The following is a 16,194-nucleotide window of genomic DNA, read 5'->3' as shown; positions in this document are numbered from 1 at the left end:
GGAAGAGCGGTAAGGCTCTTCCCCTATCGGTGACGTTACGTCCGGACCAAGATCCGGTAACTGTCGCGGGGCTTAAGCCAGGCTGGCTTTCGCTTTCTCGACAATTGCGGTAAACGCCGCTTTTTCGTTCACAGCCAGATCGGCCAGGACCTTACGGTCGATCTCGATGGCCGCTTTTTTCAGACCAGCGATCAGACGGCTGTAGGACAGACCGTTCAGACGAGCACCAGCGTTGATACGAGCGATCCACAGAGCGCGGAACTGACGCTTGCGCTGACGACGGTCACGGTAGGCGTATTGGCCTGCTTTGATGACCGCCTGCTTGGCAACACGGAACACACGCGAACGCGCGCCGTAGTAGCCTTTTGCGAGCTTCAGAATCTTTTTGTGACGACGACGGGCAATCACGCCACGCTTAACACGAGCCATTTATTTATCCTCTACCAGAAATCAACGCAGACGCAGGGAGCGCGCTACACGGCGAACGTCGGAAGCAGCGAGCATCGAAGTGCCGCGCAGCTGACGCTTACGCTTGGTGGTCATTTTGGTCAGGATGTGGCTCTTGAAAGCGTGCTTGTGCTTGATACCACCAGCAGTCACTTTAAAGCGCTTTTTGGCGCCACTCTTGGTTTTCATCTTTGGCATGTTTAGTACTCCGCATTCGTTAACAACTGATAACCATCAGGCCTGCCAGTGCCCGGGAGGTTATTTACGCTTCTTGGGAGCGATGACCATCATCAGCTGGCGTCCTTCCAGCTTAGGATGCTGTTCCACGGTGCCGACTTCGGCGAGGTCGGTTTCGACCCGCTTCAACAGCTCCATGCCCAGCTCCTGGTGGGCCATCTCACGACCACGGAATCGAAGCGATACCTTGGCCTTGTCCCCTTCATTAAGGAAACGTACCAGGTTGCGTAGTTTTACCTGGTAATCCCCTTCTTCCGTCCCTGGACGAAACTTGATTTCTTTGATCTGTTGCTGGTGCTGGTTCTTCTTCGCAGCAGCGGCTTGCTTCTTCTTCTCGAAGAGGTGCTTGCCGTAGTCCATGATGCGGCAGACAGGGGGCACCGCATCAGCAGAAATTTCCACCAGGTCCAGCTTGGCCTCGTCAGCCAGACGGAGAGCCTCATCGAGGGAGACCACACCGATCTGCTGACCGTCAGCACCAATCAGACGAACCTCACGGGCGGTGATGTTCTCGTTGATCGGCGGTTTCGGGAGAGCCCGCTTATCCTGTCTCATTTCACGCTTAATAATGATTACTCCGAGTCTTGGCGACCACGCCGGGAAACCGCCTGAGCAAGCAGCTCAGCGAACTGGGCGACCGGCATCGAGCCGAGGTCTGCCCCTTCGCGCGTACGTACGGCGACGGCCTGCGATTCAACTTCCCTATCACCGATGACCAGCAGATAGGGAACCTTGAGCAAAGTATGCTCGCGGATTTTAAAGCCAATTTTCTCGTTTCTCAAGTCAGACTTGGCACGGAATCCGCTTTGCTCGAGCTGACGCACCACTTCTTCAGCCCATTCGCCCTGCTTGTCAGTGATATTCATCACTACAGCCTGGGTCGGTGCGAGCCAGGCCGGGAACAGGCCGGCGTAGTGCTCGATGAGCATGCCGATGAAGCGCTCGAAGGAGCCGAGAATCGCGCGGTGCAGCATGACCGGGCGGGTACGGCTGTTATCTTCGGCGATATAGCTGGCATCCAGACGCTCCGGCAAGTTCGGGTCGTACTGCAGGGTGCCGCACTGCCAGTTACGGCCGAGGCAATCCTTCAGGGTGAACTCGATCTTCGGACCGTAGAAGGCGCCCTCGCCCGGCTGGTATTCCCACTCCAGGCCGGATTCGTTCAAAGCGTCGGCCAGCGCGCTTTCAGCGCGATCCCACAGCTCTTCGGAACCGACGCGTTTGGCCGGACGAGTGGACAGCTTCATGGAGACATCGCTGAAACCGAAGTCCGAATAGACCTGCAGGGTCAGCTTGATGAAGTCGGCCGCTTCCTTCTTCACCTGCTCTTCGGTGCAGAAGATGTGGGCGTCGTCCTGGGTGAAGCCACGCACGCGCATGATGCCGTGCAGCGCGCCGGACGGCTCGTTGCGGTGGCAGGCGCCGAACTCGGCGAGGCGCAGCGGCAGGTCACGGTAGGATTTCAGGCCCTGATTGAAGATCTGCACATGACATGGGCAGTTCATCGGCTTGACCGCGAAGTCACGGCTTTCCGACGAAGTGGTGAACATGTTCTCGGCGTAGTTGGTCCAGTGGCCGGAGCGCTCCCAGAGGATGCGATCGACAACCTGCGGGGTGCGGACTTCCACATAACCGTGGTCGCGCTGCACCTTGCGCATGTACTGCTCGAGCACCTGGTAAACGGTCCAGCCGTTCGGGTGCCAGAAGACCATGCCCGGCGCTTCTTCCTGGAGGTGGAAGAGGTCAAGCTGCTTGCCGATGCGGCGGTGATCGCGTTTCTCGGCTTCCTCGATGCGCTGGATGTAGGCAGCCAGCTGCTTCTTGTCCGCCCAGGCGGTGCCGTAGACGCGCTGCAGCTGCTCGTTCTTCGAGTCGCCGCGCCAGTAGGCACCGGAAATCTTGGTCAGCTTGAAGGCCTTCAGGAAACGAGTGTTCGGCACGTGCGGGCCGCGGCACATGTCCACGTACTCCTCATGGAAGTACAGGCCCATGGCCTTCTCGTCCGGCATGTCGTCGATGAGGCGCAGCTTGTACTCCTCACCACGAGCCTTGAAGGTCTCGATGACTTCGGCACGCGGCGTCATCTTCTTGATGACGTCGTAGTCCTTCTCGATCAGCTCGGCCATGCGCTTTTCGATCGCGGCCATGTCGTCCGGAGTGAAGGGGCGCTCGAAGGCGATGTCGTAATAGAAGCCTTCGTCGATCACCGGGCCGATGACCATCTTGGCGGTCGGGTACAGCTGCTTGACCGCATGGCCCACCAGGTGAGCGCAGGAGTGGCGGATGATCTCCAGCCCGTCCTCGTCCTTCGGGGTAATGATCTGCAGGGTCGCGTCGCTGTCGATGATGTCGCAGGCATCGACCAGGCGGCCATTGACCTTGCCGGCCAGGGTGGCTTTTGCCAAGCCCGCGCCAATGGATTGCGCCACCTCGGCCACGCTGACCGGATGATCGAATGAACGCTGACTACCGTCGGGAAGAGTAATGATGGGCATGGCGCCTCCTCTCCTAGTGGTGACCCCTACGAAAGGCCACATGGGTTGGGATGTGCCAGTAAGCGTCGCCCGCTGGGTAAGCCTGCCTCACAGTGGCAGGCGCCTTGTCGGCACCCTGCGCTTACGCGCGCGGACGTAGATCACTGGAAGAAATCGAAAACCTGTCCGCAAACGATAGCGGGCAAGGCGTGGGATGTTACTGCATGTTTGGGAAGCTGACGAGCGGCAAGCCTGACTTCGCTCAGTACTGGTCGACAAACTCCAGCACGCTGCGATTGAAGGACGCCGGGCGGATCACATTCATGCCGTGGGACGCACCGGGAATCGTCACCGAGCGCGCATCCACAAGCGTCGATTGCAATGCCTGGATGATTCGCGGAAACGGCTCCGGACTTTTTGCCCCGCCGATCAGCAATACCGGCAACTGCAACTGCAAGATCTGCTCATGCCTTATAGGCACGGGATGATCAGCGACCTGCCCAACCAATGTCATGGCATTAGCTGTCGCCATTTCGCGGAATTTCCGGGAAGACCGCGACCAGACTCCTGCACCACTGACAGTATCGACAAAGAGTTGCAGCCCCTCTTCCACCGCCCCCGCTCGAATCATCTCCAGCGCCTGCTGACGAAACTGATTGCGCTCCACGGGAGATACTGGCGCTTCGATATTTACCCCCGCGAAAACATCATCGGCATAGTCCCCGCCGGGATCAGCGAGTGTCAACGAGAGTAATTTCTGCGGAGCCGCCAGTGCCAAGCGCAGACAGATATTACCGCCCCGCGAATGCCCCAGCAGATGAACCGGACCCGGCAACTGATCGAGCAACGCCCACAGATCATCGACATGCTGCTGCGTTGTAAAATCCGGCCCCGCTCCATCCCACTGCTCGGGAAAATAGTGGCGCAGGCTGGGCACCACCACACGATAACGGGCAGACAACGCCTGGACTTGCCCCTGCCAGTAGCGGTAGTCACAGAGCGAACCATGCACCAGCAGCAGCGGCACGCCCTGCCCGGCAACCTGGCACGTCAGTTCATAATCATTGACCCGGTATTGCACTATCTCGTTATTCATCCAGCACTCGCACGCAACGCACCACAATAAAGCACACAGATTTCGCAGGGGCTATTGATCGACGAAAAATACCGCCACACCCTTTAGCCGGCACATTATCCCTCATTGATCAATTAATCGACCAATCCTTCATGCGCCCTTAACATTTAAAGCGTGCTTCCCAATCGCAACAATTCATATATTCAGTTGACGCGAACAATCACAAGAACACAGAATCGCGCCGTACTAAATCACCCTGCATACGGGAGCACCCAGATGTCCAAACTTGCGGAATTCCGCGAAGCCGAGCGCAAACTCCAGGAACAACTCGCCCTGCTCGAGAAACTCAAGAGCGATGGCGGCCTGAAGAAAGAACTGGAGTTCAAGGATCAGCTGCAAGCCTTGATGAACCAGTACGGCATGAACCTGCGCAATGTCATCGACATTCTCGATCCGCAGACTTCCACCGAGCCGGCTGCCGCACAACAGCCGCGCCGTACCCGCCAACTGAAGGTTTACAAGAACCCGCACAACGGCGAGACCATCGAGACCAAGGGCGGCAACCACAAGACCCTGAAAGCCTGGAAACAACAATACGGTGGCGACACCGTGGAATCCTGGCTGCAGTAATGCTGATGTTCCGCGGAGCGCTCCCGCTCCGCGGAATCTATCCTTTGCTCGGCGACTCCTGACAGACGGCTGCATATAAACTAGCCATCGTTAGAAGAAATCCTTATACTGGCCGACAGCGAACACCAAACCCAAGGTCGCCCCTCCCAGCACTCCCTACCTGATCCAGGGCAGAAGCTGGGCTCTACAGGGCCACGGCCAGCGCATCCTCCGCATTGATTCCAGAGCACGCCAACCGCGCCAGGAACATTTGCCCGAGCGATCAGCGCCCCACGTCAGACCCCCTGCTTTCACCCAACATCGCAGCCTGACGCGAACAGACCCCCAAGTTTCCAATCGCTGCCATATTCCGGTCATACGTTTTCTGCATTCTCAGATCGCACCCGGAGCTTTTGACGATTTCGACGGTCATAGGACCGTTACCTATTTGGAAAGACAAGACAATGAAAACCTCCCTGCAAATCCAGGAGGCGATTCGCACCCTCTCGGCGGCCTTCGCCCCTCTGAACTGCGTTATCCAGGCCAAGCGCAAGCACGGCTTCAGCTTCACCCTGGTGAACGAGCATGGCATCGCCAAGCACACCGAACGCCTCTACCCTCAGCAATACCAGGGCGAGGTACCGCTGAGCGCGGTGATTCAGCGAGTGCAAGCCACCATCGCTGCCTGAGCCTGAAAACGAAAAAAGCCCCGCATGAGCGGGGCTTTTGCTTTTCTGCCGTCCCTATAAAGGCAGCACTCAATTCAGACTGATGCCTGCCTTCACCGATTCGATCTCCGCCATCAGCGCCGCATAGCGCTCCGATGGCGCCGCATAGGTCAGCGAGTACGCCGCCCCATCACCCAACGCGACCTGCACGGTCTGCTTGAGCACCTCGGTGCCGTTCTGGCTGATGCCGCAATGCACTTCCAGCCCCGCCAACCCACCCAGCCTCGCATCCAGCGGCTTGCTGCACGCCGCCTGGAATCCCTGGCGCATGAAGTCCTTCTGCAACGCCTTGCGCATCTCGACGATGACATTCTCGACACTGACCTTGGCGGCATCGCCGAGCCGACTGCGCGTGATCTCCATGACCAGATCCTGGGATCCATCCTCCGCCATGCGCACGCCACGCTGACGAACCACCGGTGCATCAGCAGCCGCTTCCGCTGGCGAACGCGAAACCTCCCAGCCCTGCGGCCAGATCACCTGCATTTCTGCCAAAGCCGGCAGCGGCACCCACAACACGCCGAGCAACAACCAGGATCGCAGACCACCCATCACCACCTCCGTGCACACGCCAAGGGCCACCATAGCAGGCAGCCCTGCAATTTCGCGGGCCAGCCGCCCTTCCGAGAGCCAAGGAAAGGGCGACCCTACCGGACCACCCTTCCAGCGCCAAGCACCGCTTACGACGCCTGACGCCCCAACCGCCGGGTCGAAGCTACATTCACAGTACAGCCGAAGGACCGGCTTGCCCGTACCCCCCCTGAGTTGCCGTCTTGAAGCCCCGCGCGCTCCAGCTGCGGGGCTTCTCCTTAGTGCCACCAGCAAAACGCCGTCCATCGATCGCCGGAAATGCATCAGCGCCGACACAATACTTACCCTGCCGATACCAAATTCTTCGAGACACCGGCGCCCCCGGCGGGTCTACTTCGCACCGATTTTTCCATGTCCCACGGTGTCTCGATGTTATCCAAGCTGACCAAAGCCGCTCTGCTCACCGCCTTAGTATTGCTCTCCGGCTGCTGGCCGTTCTTCCCGCCCTTCGGCGGTCCAGGTGGAGGTGGCCACGGCGGTGGCGGCAACCACGGAGACGGTGGCCACGGCGGCGGTCCCGGCTTCGAAAGTCGCCGATAGCGAAACGCCCGGCGCACCGCATCGGGCGTTTTTGATTCCCGTCATCACAAACAACCTGGGCAGATCCGGCAGACACACGCCCCGAAAGAGAGAGGCTTCGTCACACTCACGCACAGGACGAGCAGAAGGCCGCAGCAGGCTCCATACTTAGAGGCAGAATGAAATCGCAGGCTCAGTGAGGCCACATGAAAAAGCTCACAGCATTGCTCCTGCTCATGCCACTTGCCGCCGGCGCCCAAGCCTCCGACTTCTGCACCGGCATCGGCCTGTTCGCCCGAGCGGGAGCCCTGTACCGAAACGAGGGCAAGACCGAGCAGCAGGCGATAGCGGCCGTTCACGAGGGCAGCGCCAAGCTCGACGCGGATACTCAGGTGGTCGTCAGGTACTTCGTGCGCTTCGGCTACCACGGAGATCAGACACCCGACCAGGCGTTTGCCAACGCCGAGCAGAAATGCCGGCAGTACGAAGCCTATAGCGAGCGCAGAAGCGCGATGAACTAGAGGCGACTCAACCGCCCGCGCCTACTTCGGCGACTGAGGCGGTTCGATGCGATACACGTAGCGGGGATAGTAGAGGCATTCGGTCTTGGCCTTGATTGCTGCCGAGTAGCGCTCCCGAGGACTCGTGCTTTCATTCAGAGCGATCGCCATTTCGGTCTTCACTGCCGCGCTGATGTTGTTTGCAATCGTAATATCTGCACCGCCGCTCATCCCAGCACTATCCACTTGGCGAACAGCAACAGCGCTCGCACCACCAACACCACTGAAAGCCGCAATCCAGGGCGCATTGGCCGCGGCGTTCGCTGCTGTCAGCGCGGGAGCAATCACTGAACCGGCTGCCAAACCAATCAGCGAGATGCCAAGGGTATCGCGAGACCTCTTCTGGGCCAGTTGCTCGCGCGAGCCGATGACTTCGCTGCAAGTCTGATTGGCATCCTCGATGGCGGACTGGATCTTCGCATCCAGCTTCTCCTCGACCTCGACTCTTTCCTTCTGCGCACTGGCGTCCCCACCCGCCGCCAAGGCCATGAGCTGTTGCCGCCGCTGCAGCAGCTCAGGAAAGCCAGTTTTGAGTGTGTCGGTGGTGGAGCAGCCTTCCAGCAGGGCAAGTGAAAGCAGCAACACGGCGCAATGGCGCATCGGGAGAGTCCTTTCAGTGATGGGCGTCAATATCAAATTGATAGCACACCACCAGCATCGCGACGCCCAACCTCCGATTAATTCAATCAGCGCCCCACCGCACTCCTTGCACGGCAGTTACCGGCGACCGGCGCACTCACCCATAAGCCAACTGAGGGGCTGCCGGGTTAAGCAGGCGAAAGGCAAACCGTGCGAATGACCCGGGATTCTGGTGCGAAGGCCAGCTTCACCAGTCGTGGCGCCGGCAACAAAAGCGATTTCGTCGACGCCTATGCGAGAGGGGCATCCGGGAAAACAAACGCCCAGGAGAGCAAGACGATGCCCCCAAGGCCAACCAGCAGCAATCACCACCAGCCAGCACGCAGGCAAGCGCGCCATCTTCAGCAAGCCGTCCTCGCACGGCGCAGGCCGGTGCTTCGCCAGCTTCACTAGCGGCCTGCTGGCCGGCGCGCAGGTCAAGGTCAGCGATATCCAGGCCATCCTTTGATGGCCTACGTCACTTGGGCCGTCGACAGTCGCAAACTTCCGACCGAGATCAACTTCTGCACCCACTGCAGCGCCGAGCCTTAGAAGATCATCCCATTGAGCGAGACCGATCAAATCCTGGGCGCGGATAGGGCCGCATCCCGGTACCGCTTCTCGCAGGAGGCAGCGCGATGTCAGCTCACGCCCAGCAACAATATCGAGGACACGGCGAGGGCGCCTGCGACCAGTGAAAGAACGCCGAGCGCAACAACGGCATCGTCACTGCCAATCAGATCTACCAATGCGGACAGAGCTTTCATCTTCAGGTCCTCCAAACAGCGCTCATAGCGCCTGACCTAAGTCTCGCCCTCCTCGCTCGGCGCCTGACTGATAGATGTCAACGCACCAGCGGGCGCCGGCCGGATGAGGTATTGCCCATGACAAAGGTGATTTCACAAGTTACCGCGAGAACGCCGCGCCCAATGGAGGCCGGCGAGCATAGAAAGCTGCGGTACGTCGGCGGCAAGCCGAGCCTGCAGCAACTCAAACGATGGATTGAGGAAGGCGCGGGACAACTGCGGGGCGTACACCCACATCACCAGGCCAACTGTGCATGAGCTTCGCGCACTGAGTTCCTGGCTATATGAAGAGCAGGGATTCCCGACCGAGTACGTGCAGGCGCTGACGGGCCACGCCGACGGCGAAATGACGACCTACTCTCAGGAGGGACACGAACAGAAGGCGATCGAGTATCGGAGGATGCGAGCCAACCTGAAACTCTAGAGCCGGCGGCCGTTTTCCCAAGGATTTTCCAAATAGCCCCAAGACAAAAAGGGCGACCCTTTCGGATCGCCCTTTCTGAAATCGCCGAAGCGATTATGTTTGGTAGGCACAATTGGACTCGAACCAACGACCCCCACCATGTCAAGGTGGTGCTCTAACCAACTGAGCTATGTGCCTGTCGTGTGGGGCGCATTCTACGCGATCGTTTTAGAGCGTCAAGCACTTTTTTCAGCTAAGCCACTGAAAAAGTGAATTTTTTTATGTTCGACCGTCCGTAAATTATTTTGCACGGGCACTAGCCGGTCCGATTCGACTCAGGTAGCATCCGCACATCTCGTAAAAAATAACAAACACAGGTGCATTATGCCGCACACTTCCTACCCCTCTTCCTATTACGCAGCTTCGGCCAACCCGGTTCCGGCCCGTCCTGAACTGCAAGGCGAGGTGGAAACCGATGTCTGCGTGATCGGCGCAGGCTACACCGGCCTGTCGACCGCCCTGTTCCTGCTGGAAAACGGTTTCAAGGTCACCGTACTGGAAGCCGCCAAGGTTGGCTTCGGTGCCTCGGGCCGCAACGGCGGTCAGATCGTCAACAGCTATAGCCGCGACATCGACGTCATCGAACGCAGCGTTGGCGCCAAGCAGGCCAGACTGCTGGGCGACATGGCCTTCGAAGGCGGCCGCATCATTCGCGAGCGCATCGCCAAGTACAACATCCAGTGCGACCTGAAGGACGGCGGCGTGTTCGCGGCCCTCAGCACCAAGCAGATGGGCCACCTGGAGTCGCAGAAGAAGCTGTGGGAGCGCTTCGGCCACACCCAGCTGGAACTGATGGACGCCAAGCGCATCCGTGAAGTCGTCGGTACCGACAGCTATGTCGGCGGCATGCTCGACATGAGCGGCGGCCACATCCACCCGCTGAACCTCGCCCTAGGCGAAGCCGCCGCCGTGGAGTCCCTGGGCGGCGTGATCCACGAGCAGTCCCCTGCCGTGAAGATCGACCGTGGTGCCAACCCGGTAGTGCACACTCCGAAGGGCCGTGTGAAGGCCAAGTTCATCGTGGTAGCCGGTAACGCCTACCTCGGCGGCCTGGTGCCGGAACTGGCTTCCAAGTCCATGCCGTGCGGCACCCAGGTGATCACCACCGAGCCGCTGAGCGCCGACCTGGCCAAGTCCCTGCTGCCGACCGACTACTGCGTCGAGGACTGCAACTACCTGCTCGACTACTACCGCCTGACTGGCGACAACCGCCTGATCTTTGGCGGTGGCGTAGTCTACGGTGCACGCGACCCGTCGAACATCGAAGCAATCATTCGTCCGAAGATGCTCAAGGTCTTCCCGCAGCTGAAGGACGTGAAGATCGACTTCGCCTGGACCGGCAACTTCCTGCTGACCCTCTCGCGCCTGCCGCAGGTTGGTCGCATCGGCGACAACATCTACTACTCCCAGGGCTGCTCGGGCCACGGTGTGACCTATACCCACCTCGCGGGCAAGCTGCTGGCCGAAGTGCTGCGTGGTCAGGCCGAGCGTTTCGACGCCTTCGCCACCCTGCCGCACTACCCCTTCCCGGGCGGTCGCATGTTCCAGGTCCCGTTCTCCGCGATCGGTGCCTGGTACTACACCATGCGCGACAAGCTGGGCATCTGACGCCTCGCTTCTCACCGCACGAAAAAACGGCGCCTCAGGGCGCCGTTTTTCTTTTCGGGGACTTCTCCGGTGGCGACGTATCGCTGCGCACCTGGGCATGGCTCATCAGAGCGAAGATCAGGCTGCCGCCGACGATATTGCCCACCAGCGTCGGCAAGGCGAAATCGACGACGAACGCCGCCAGCCCCACTTCGCCGGCAAACATCAGGTAACCCACCTCGCAGGTGCCGACCACGATGTGGCTGAAGCTGCCCAACGCCATCAGGTAGGTAACCAGGAAGATGATCCACACCTTGGCGTTTTCCGCCGCCGGCACCAGCCAGACCATGGTGGCGATCATCCAGCCGGATACGATGCCCTTGGAGAACATCTGCCAGTGGTCGTTCTCCATCACCTCGCGGCCGATATCGAGGAAGGCCTGGTCGGCCTTTGTGTCGAAGATCGGCAGATGCAGCATGCCGTAGGCGAACAACAGCGCGCCGACGACATTGCCCGCCAATACCACCGACCACAGCCGCAGCAACTGTCCGAACTTTTCCAGCGTTGGTTCGCTCATCACCGGCAGCACTGCCGTCAGGGTGTTCTCGGTGAACAGCTGCTGGCGCGCGAGAATGATCGCCAGGAAGCCCACCGGATAACCCAGGCTGGTGGTGATCACCGCCATGTCGTGATCCGGCAGCCGAGCACGGAACAACCCCATGGCCATCAGCGACAGGCCGATAGTCAGCCCGGCCGCCAGCGCCGACCACCAGAGCGCCGCCAGAGTGCGGTCCAGTTCATGATTGCCCTGCAGGCGGATGACTTCGTGCAGCACCAGCGCACGGGGCGGCTGGCTTTTCTCGACCTTGCGGCGCTCCTCGGCGGAGAGATCGTCGGCCGTGTCGCTCCCGGCTTTCGAGCTGCGGGAAGGATTGCGAGGCGCCGCCTTCTTAGTAGTCGACGCGCTCTCCTTGGCACGCGCGCCGCCGCGTGCCGGTGGTTTTTCGCTGGCCATGCCAAGCACCTCGCTGGGACATTGCAGGTTTAGGCTGTGCCGTTCCCGCTTCGGATCCAGAAACCTTCGCGTCTCAGTTCGCCGGGCAGACCGGCACCGCCTGGCAACCGTCACCTGCCGCGGCCGTACTACCGATCCTCTGCGAGAAGCGCGCATCGTCTGGCGCCAGGTGCCGCGCACAACTCGCCGCTGCGCCAGCCTGCTGCGGACAACCACGCTCGCCCAATACGTTGGCCAGGTTGAACCAGCCCGCCGCAAACCCCGGCTTCGCGCCGACGCTGTGGCGCAGCGCATCCTCGGCATCGCCGAGATTTCCGTCGCTGTAGCGCGCATTGGCCAGGGCGAACCAGCCGAGCGACTCCTGCGGCCAGGCCTTGGTCGCGGTGCGGTAGGCCTGCTCCGCCAATGCCGGCTGACCGGTTTCCTCCAGGTCATGGGCCGCCCTCAACCAGGCCGTCGGCTCCGCCGTCGCCGGTAGCCGGTCCGCTGGCACGGTCAGCACCGCCCAGCGCTGGCTGCGCTTCCAGGTCACGTCGAAGGCGGTGAAGTCGATCACCAGGCGCTCGGTGATGCCCGAGCGGAGGATCAGTTCGTGCCGATTGCGATCGAAGCCGACCACCACCGCGAAGTGCCAGACCGGCAGCCAGCCCAGCCCCTGATTCTGCAGGATCAGCACCGGATTGCCCGCCGCCACTTCGGTCAGGATATTCTCCAGGCGCGGCCTGAGCGGATAGACCAGCATGCCCTTCTCCCGCGCCGCCGCTACCAGCTCCACCTGCAAGCTGCCCTCGCGTCCAGGGATGAACACCCGATCCTTCAGCTCGCGAGGAGTCACCCGCACGCCGCGCTGATTAAGCATGGTCGCGAGCGCGGCCGGGCCGCACTGGAACTCCTGCTGCGGGAAGAACTGCACATCACTCAGTTCCACCCGCTCCGGCAACGCATCCACGCTGGCTGGCAACCTCGGCGACTGCGCGCAGCCGCCGAGTGCCACGGCCGCCGCAAACGCGACGGCCATGGCCCAGCGTCTCAACGCTGGCACCTCACGAAGGTGAAGATGTGGGTGATACAGAGCAGGTCGGTGATCACGAAGATCAGCAGGAACAACAGGATGATCCCGATGATGCCGCCAGCGGGAGCCTCGTCCAGTTGCTGGTTGAACTGCGCCAGCTCTTCATTGGACAGGCTCTTGATGCGCTGCTCGACCTTGCTGCGCTCGACGCCCATGGACTGCAGTTTTTTCTGCACGCCCTGGTCATCGAGCATTTTCAACAACTGTTCGCGGTCGACCTGTTGCTGCTGTGCCTGCAGCACTTCGCCGGTGCCAACCATGGCGGCCTGAGCCAACGGGACTTCCGCGACGACACCCAACTGCGCGAACACCAGGACTGCTGCAAGGCTCTTTACCCGTCTTGTTATGGTCATTCTGGGTCACCTCATCATGGACTGCATGCACTGGGCAGGAGGTGCAGGCCGCTCGCACGCGAGACAACCGACCACGACGCTCCCGCCGTATCGGCGGCACCGCAGGGCCGCTATCTAGTGTGATGCCGGCTCAGGAAAAGAGTTCGAAGCGAATTTGGCGCCAGTCGGCGTCCAGATGCCCCAGGTAGAGGCAGGCATGGCCATGGGGAAAGAGGATGTGCTCCGGGCCGATGCCCGGACCTTCGAGGCGCAGCAGACGTCCCCAGGGATAATGGCTAATGCGCCCGCGCACATCGTCGACCGTGCCGCCGCGCCACCAGTGGATAGCGGCCTCGGCATCCTCGACGCCTTCGGGCTGCTCGATGCGCACCGGCTCGTCGCGCCAGCCGATCACCCGCTGCGGGTCGAAACCAGCCTGCTGCGCCAGCGGCAGCGGCGTGATCCACTGTGCGCCGTCACGCTCCTCGAGCGACACAGCCAGCGGGCACCACTGCGGCTGCTCCAGCGCCCAGAGCAGATCGCCGTCGATGGCCAGCGAAGGTTCGGGCTGGGCCTGGATGCGGAAACCAGGGCAGACCAGCGCGCCTTCGCGCAGGGGAATGCGAAGCTCGCTCACGCACTCTCCTGCCGTAGAAAAGGCCCGACCTTGCGCTCCAGCAGGAGCACCAGCTCGGGCTGGAGATAGACGTAGTCGTCAGGGATATCCAGGCACACCAGGCGCTTGCCGCGCATCGCCACGGGGAAGCGGCGCAGCAGTGCCTGCCGATGGCGGCGCTCCATGACGAAAACCAGGTCGGCCCACTCCAGTTGCTCGGCGCTCAGGGAGACTTCCGCGTCCGACGCCAGACCGGCGGAGTCAGTCTCGACCTCCGGCCAGTTGGCGAAGACGGTTTCGGCAGTGGGACTGCGCAGACGGTTGCGGCTGCAGATGAACAAAGCGCGGCGCACTTCATCCTCCCTACGGCTGGCGCGCAAACGGCAGCGGCGATTCTAGGGAAGAAGGCGGCTCACGGCGACTTCTGTTTCGCTTTCTGGCGCTCGAGGAAATCCACTTTCCACTGCTCGACGCCCAGGTGCTCGGAGTCCAGGCTCGCCTCGACGCCGTACTTGGCCTTGAGCGCAGCCACCTCCCTGGAATGGTCGACGAGGAAGCGGTCGAAGCGCTCGATCAGCTCGCCCTGCTTCACCGTGGACAGGTGGAAGGCGCTGCGCGTGTGTGGCAGTGAAGGATCGAACACCAGTGCCCCCGGCTTCGCGCGGATGTTGTCCAGGTAGAAAGTGGCGACCACCACGTTGAAATAGACGCCGTCGGCCTGCTTCTTCAGCGCGGCATGGATCATCTGCTTGAGGTCGGCGCTGGGCGCGAGGGCGATCTGCCCGGCCTGCACCGACTGCTCATAACCGCGTGGCGTCCAGCCATCCACCAGCGCCAGCCGCCTCAAGGCGCCAACGCCTTGCCCCAGCCGCTCCGGCGCCACCAGCACGCCGTCGACGTACTCGGTCACCGGCTGGCTGTAGCGCAGGGTTCTCCCGGCTTTCTGCTCGGGCGCCCAGTTCGGGTTGTCCGGGTACTTGAGATCGACCTGGCCGGACAGCAGCGCCGGCAGCAGCGCGTCCACCGGCAGCGGACGATACTCCAGGGTGATGCCGCTGGTGCTGGCGAAAAGGTCCAGCACCTCACGGGCGAAGCCCTGGTAATTGCCCTGCACATCGGTGCTGTAGTGAGGGGCGAAGGCCAGGTTCTCGACGCCGACGACGAAGGTCTGCGCCATGGCGACACTTGAAACACCGGTGGAAAAAATGCTGGCGAGCGCGCAGCAGAATGCCTTGAGCTTCAAACGACTCTCCTTGTTGCCTGTTGTTTTTGTTCTGTCCGGCGGGCCGGGCGCCCGCCGTGGCGGACTCAGCCGCCGGTCATGCTCATGAAGCGCAGCACCTGCACCTGCTGGTCGGCTTCGAAATGATGGCGTTCGGGCTTGAGCTGCAGCGCCTGCATCAGCGCCTCGCGCAGGCGCGCGCCGTCGCCGGGGTGCTCGCGCAGCAGTTGGCGCAGGTCCAGCGCGCCCTCGTGGCCGAGGCAGAGCACCAGCTTGCCTTCGGCGGTCACCCGCACCCGGTTGCAGTCGCCGCAGAAGTTGTGGCTGTGCGGGGAAATGAAGCCGATGCGGCTGGCGTAGCCGTCGATGCGGTAGTAACGCGACGGGCCGCCACTGCGCTCCGGCGTCGGCAACAGTTGCCAGCGCTCGGCGAGCTGCGCACGGACTTCGTCGCTGCTGCACAAAGTCTGCTTGCGCTCGTGGCTGCTGACGCTGCCCAGCGGCATCTCCTCGATGAAGCTGATGTCGATACCCTTCTCCAGGGCGAAGGCCACCAGGTCGCAGACTTCGTCGTCGTTGCGGCCCTTCTGCACCACGGCATTGAGCTTGATGCGCTCGAAGCCGGCCTCGCGGGCGGCGTCGATTCCGTCGAGCACCTGCTCCAGCTTGTCGGAGCGGGTGAAGGCGGCGAAGCGTTCGCGGCGCAGCGAGTCGAGGCTGATATTCAGCCGACGCACGCCGGCCGCGCGCAGCTCTGCTGCACGCTCGCGCAGTTGCGAGCCGTTGGTGGTGATGGAGAGATCGTCCAGCTCCGAACGTGCGCCCAGTCTTGCCAGCAGACCGGTCAGGCCCTTGCGCACCAGCGGCTCGCCGCCGGTGATGCGGATGCGCGTCACGCCCAGGCCGATGAAGGCGTCGGCCACGGCTTCGAGTTCCTCCAGGCTCAATACCTGGTCGCGAGGCAGGAACTGCATGTCTTCGCTCATGCAGTAGGTGCAGCGGAAGTCGCAGCGGTCGGTGACCGACAGGCGCAGGTAGGTGATGCGTCGACCGAAGGGGTCGACCAACTGGGAATCGGACATGGGGGGTTCCGGATGGCAGGTGCCGAACGAAAGTGCGCTAGAAATACCTTAGAACGTCGTCGCTGTACACACAAAACCGACCCGCGAGTCAGGAAATTGCACGCAAGTACCCGCAACGGGGCCGAGTTGAGGGGCTCAAGA

At 61.6% G+C, this 16,194-nt stretch carries 21 protein-coding genes and 1 tRNA gene; 5 read left to right on the top strand and 17 right to left on the bottom strand.

The features are described 5' to 3' along the window. Positions 1-72: 72 nt before the first annotated feature. From rplT to IB275_RS09285, 5 genes are all read right to left on the bottom strand, one after another. A complete protein-coding gene (gene rplT / locus IB275_RS09305; RefSeq protein WP_045217787.1) occupies positions 73-429 on the bottom strand; it encodes a 50S ribosomal protein L20 in 357 nt (118 codons plus the stop codon). Positions 430-450: 21 nt separating this feature from the next. Next, positions 451-645: a 50S ribosomal protein L35 gene (gene rpmI, locus IB275_RS09300; RefSeq protein ID WP_017516491.1), complete on the bottom strand. Its 195-nt coding sequence runs from the start codon at positions 643-645 to the stop codon at positions 451-453. 60 nt (positions 646-705) lie between these two features. Beyond that, positions 706-1,257: a translation initiation factor IF-3 gene (gene infC / locus IB275_RS09295; protein WP_192290605.1), complete on the bottom strand. Its 552-nt coding sequence runs from the start codon at positions 1,255-1,257 to the stop codon at positions 706-708. Further along, positions 1,257-3,179 (bottom strand): threonine--tRNA ligase, encoded by a 1,923-nt coding sequence (gene thrS / locus IB275_RS09290; protein WP_192289060.1) that lies wholly within the window; start codon positions 3,177-3,179, stop codon positions 1,257-1,259. Before thrS ends, infC begins: the two co-directional genes overlap by 1 nt. Positions 3,180-3,420: 241 nt before the next feature. Further along, positions 3,421-4,254 (bottom strand): alpha/beta fold hydrolase, encoded by an 834-nt coding sequence (locus IB275_RS09285; protein WP_192289062.1) that lies wholly within the window; start codon positions 4,252-4,254, stop codon positions 3,421-3,423. A gap of 255 nt (positions 4,255-4,509) precedes the next feature. On the opposite strand from IB275_RS09285, the gene IB275_RS09280 reads away from it, so the two are divergent. Next, positions 4,510-4,863 carry a histone-like nucleoid-structuring protein, MvaT/MvaU family gene (locus tag IB275_RS09280; protein WP_192289064.1) on the top strand — a complete coding sequence of 118 codons (354 nt, stop codon included), beginning with the start codon at positions 4,510-4,512 and terminating at the stop codon, positions 4,861-4,863. 443 nt (positions 4,864-5,306) lie between these two features. Then, positions 5,307-5,531 (top strand): hypothetical protein, encoded by a 225-nt coding sequence (locus IB275_RS09275; protein ID WP_138212887.1) that lies wholly within the window; start codon positions 5,307-5,309, stop codon positions 5,529-5,531. 69 nt (positions 5,532-5,600) lie between these two features. Here the strand turns inward: IB275_RS09275 and IB275_RS09270 are convergent, their stop codons facing one another. Next, positions 5,601-6,122 (bottom strand): DUF4946 domain-containing protein, encoded by a 522-nt coding sequence (locus IB275_RS09270; protein ID WP_192290607.1) that lies wholly within the window; start codon positions 6,120-6,122, stop codon positions 5,601-5,603. Between the two features lie 447 nt (positions 6,123-6,569). Continuing rightward, positions 6,570-6,746: a hypothetical protein gene (locus IB275_RS09265; RefSeq protein ID WP_192289066.1), complete on the bottom strand. Its 177-nt coding sequence runs from the start codon at positions 6,744-6,746 to the stop codon at positions 6,570-6,572. A 140-nt stretch (positions 6,747-6,886) separates the two neighbouring features. Between IB275_RS09265 and IB275_RS09260 the strand changes: the two genes are divergently transcribed. Continuing rightward, complete coding sequence (locus tag IB275_RS09260; RefSeq protein ID WP_192289068.1) at positions 6,887-7,201, top strand: hypothetical protein; 315 nt, start codon at positions 6,887-6,889, stop codon at positions 7,199-7,201. A 21-nt stretch (positions 7,202-7,222) separates the two neighbouring features. Here the strand turns inward: IB275_RS09260 and IB275_RS09255 are convergent, their stop codons facing one another. Further along, positions 7,223-7,840, bottom strand: coding sequence for a hypothetical protein (locus tag IB275_RS09255; RefSeq protein ID WP_192289070.1), 618 nt, complete (start codon positions 7,838-7,840; stop codon positions 7,223-7,225). Between the two features lie 659 nt (positions 7,841-8,499). After that, positions 8,500-8,625, bottom strand: a complete 126-nt coding sequence (locus IB275_RS09250; protein ID WP_263864834.1) for a hypothetical protein — start codon at positions 8,623-8,625, stop codon at positions 8,500-8,502. A gap of 289 nt (positions 8,626-8,914) precedes the next feature. Here IB275_RS09250 and IB275_RS09245 point away from each other — a divergent pair, with 289 nt between their 5' ends. Then, complete coding sequence (locus tag IB275_RS09245; protein ID WP_353051514.1) at positions 8,915-9,088, top strand: hypothetical protein; 174 nt, start codon at positions 8,915-8,917, stop codon at positions 9,086-9,088. A gap of 100 nt (positions 9,089-9,188) precedes the next feature. Here IB275_RS09245 and IB275_RS09240 read toward each other — a convergent pair. Then, a tRNA-Val gene (locus tag IB275_RS09240) sits at positions 9,189-9,265 on the bottom strand. Positions 9,266-9,451: 186 nt separating this feature from the next. Here IB275_RS09240 and IB275_RS09235 point away from each other — a divergent pair. Then, entirely contained in the window at positions 9,452-10,735 is a 1,284-nt protein-coding gene (locus tag IB275_RS09235) for an NAD(P)/FAD-dependent oxidoreductase (protein WP_192289072.1), read from the top strand. Positions 10,736-10,769: 34 nt separating this feature from the next. Here the strand turns inward: IB275_RS09235 and IB275_RS09230 are convergent, their stop codons facing one another. The 7 genes from IB275_RS09230 to moaA form a co-directional block, all read right to left on the bottom strand. After that, positions 10,770-11,729: a formate/nitrite transporter family protein gene (locus tag IB275_RS09230; protein WP_192289074.1), complete on the bottom strand. Its 960-nt coding sequence runs from the start codon at positions 11,727-11,729 to the stop codon at positions 10,770-10,772. A 73-nt stretch (positions 11,730-11,802) separates the two neighbouring features. After that, on the bottom strand, positions 11,803-12,747 hold the full coding sequence (locus IB275_RS09225) for a PA2778 family cysteine peptidase (RefSeq protein ID WP_192289076.1): 945 nt from the start codon (positions 12,745-12,747) through the stop codon (positions 11,803-11,805). Between the two features lie 11 nt (positions 12,748-12,758). Then, a complete protein-coding gene (locus tag IB275_RS09220; RefSeq protein WP_081518106.1) occupies positions 12,759-13,154 on the bottom strand; it encodes a PA2779 family protein in 396 nt (131 codons plus the stop codon). 130 nt (positions 13,155-13,284) lie between these two features. Beyond that, on the bottom strand, positions 13,285-13,770 hold the full coding sequence (locus IB275_RS09215; protein ID WP_192289078.1) for a hypothetical protein: 486 nt from the start codon (positions 13,768-13,770) through the stop codon (positions 13,285-13,287). After that, positions 13,767-14,102, bottom strand: coding sequence for a low molecular weight protein tyrosine phosphatase family protein (locus tag IB275_RS09210; protein ID WP_192289080.1), 336 nt, complete (start codon positions 14,100-14,102; stop codon positions 13,767-13,769). The genes IB275_RS09215 and IB275_RS09210 overlap by 4 nt, the downstream gene beginning before the upstream one ends. Positions 14,103-14,161: 59 nt before the next feature. After that, positions 14,162-14,992: a substrate-binding periplasmic protein gene (locus IB275_RS09205; RefSeq protein WP_225607753.1), complete on the bottom strand. Its 831-nt coding sequence runs from the start codon at positions 14,990-14,992 to the stop codon at positions 14,162-14,164. Positions 14,993-15,057: 65 nt separating this feature from the next. Beyond that, positions 15,058-16,053: a GTP 3',8-cyclase MoaA gene (gene moaA / locus IB275_RS09200; protein ID WP_192289082.1), complete on the bottom strand. Its 996-nt coding sequence runs from the start codon at positions 16,051-16,053 to the stop codon at positions 15,058-15,060. Positions 16,054-16,194 lie beyond the last annotated feature (141 nt).

Source organism: Pseudomonas sp. PDM21, assembly GCF_014852505.2.
In the GTDB taxonomy this organism is placed as follows: domain Bacteria; phylum Pseudomonadota; class Gammaproteobacteria; order Pseudomonadales; family Pseudomonadaceae; genus Pseudomonas.
Note: the sequence above shows the minus strand (reverse complement) of the source record. Positions and strands in the feature narration are given on the sequence as shown.

Bases quoted from the DNA above. Each gene is read 5' to 3' on its own strand.
- rplT (WP_045217787.1), bottom strand. From the start codon at position 429: ATGGCTCGTGTTAAGCGTGGCGTGATTGCCCGTCGTCGTCACAAAAAG.
- rpmI (WP_017516491.1), bottom strand. From the start codon at position 645: ATGCCAAAGATGAAAACCAAGAGTGGCGCCAAAAAGCGCTTTAAAGTG.
- thrS (WP_192289060.1), bottom strand. From the start codon at position 3,179: ATGCCCATCATTACTCTTCCCGACGGTAGTCAGCGTTCATTCGATCAT.
- IB275_RS09285 (WP_192289062.1), bottom strand. From the start codon at position 4,254: ATGAATAACGAGATAGTGCAATACCGGGTCAATGATTATGAACTGACG.
- IB275_RS09280 (WP_192289064.1), top strand. From the start codon at position 4,510: ATGTCCAAACTTGCGGAATTCCGCGAAGCCGAGCGCAAACTCCAGGAA.
- IB275_RS09275 (WP_138212887.1), top strand. From the start codon at position 5,307: ATGAAAACCTCCCTGCAAATCCAGGAGGCGATTCGCACCCTCTCGGCG.
- IB275_RS09270 (WP_192290607.1), bottom strand. From the start codon at position 6,122: ATGGGTGGTCTGCGATCCTGGTTGTTGCTCGGCGTGTTGTGGGTGCCG.
- IB275_RS09265 (WP_192289066.1), bottom strand. From the start codon at position 6,746: ATGACGGGAATCAAAAACGCCCGATGCGGTGCGCCGGGCGTTTCGCTA.
- IB275_RS09260 (WP_192289068.1), top strand. From the start codon at position 6,887: ATGAAAAAGCTCACAGCATTGCTCCTGCTCATGCCACTTGCCGCCGGC.
- IB275_RS09255 (WP_192289070.1), bottom strand. From the start codon at position 7,840: ATGCGCCATTGCGCCGTGTTGCTGCTTTCACTTGCCCTGCTGGAAGGC.
- IB275_RS09250 (WP_263864834.1), bottom strand. From the start codon at position 8,625: ATGAAAGCTCTGTCCGCATTGGTAGATCTGATTGGCAGTGACGATGCC.
- IB275_RS09235 (WP_192289072.1), top strand. From the start codon at position 9,452: ATGCCGCACACTTCCTACCCCTCTTCCTATTACGCAGCTTCGGCCAAC.
- IB275_RS09230 (WP_192289074.1), bottom strand. From the start codon at position 11,729: ATGGCCAGCGAAAAACCACCGGCACGCGGCGGCGCGCGTGCCAAGGAG.
- IB275_RS09225 (WP_192289076.1), bottom strand. From the start codon at position 12,747: ATGGCCGTCGCGTTTGCGGCGGCCGTGGCACTCGGCGGCTGCGCGCAG.
- IB275_RS09220 (WP_081518106.1), bottom strand. From the start codon at position 13,154: ATGACCATAACAAGACGGGTAAAGAGCCTTGCAGCAGTCCTGGTGTTC.
- moaA (WP_192289082.1), bottom strand. From the start codon at position 16,053: ATGTCCGATTCCCAGTTGGTCGACCCCTTCGGTCGACGCATCACCTAC.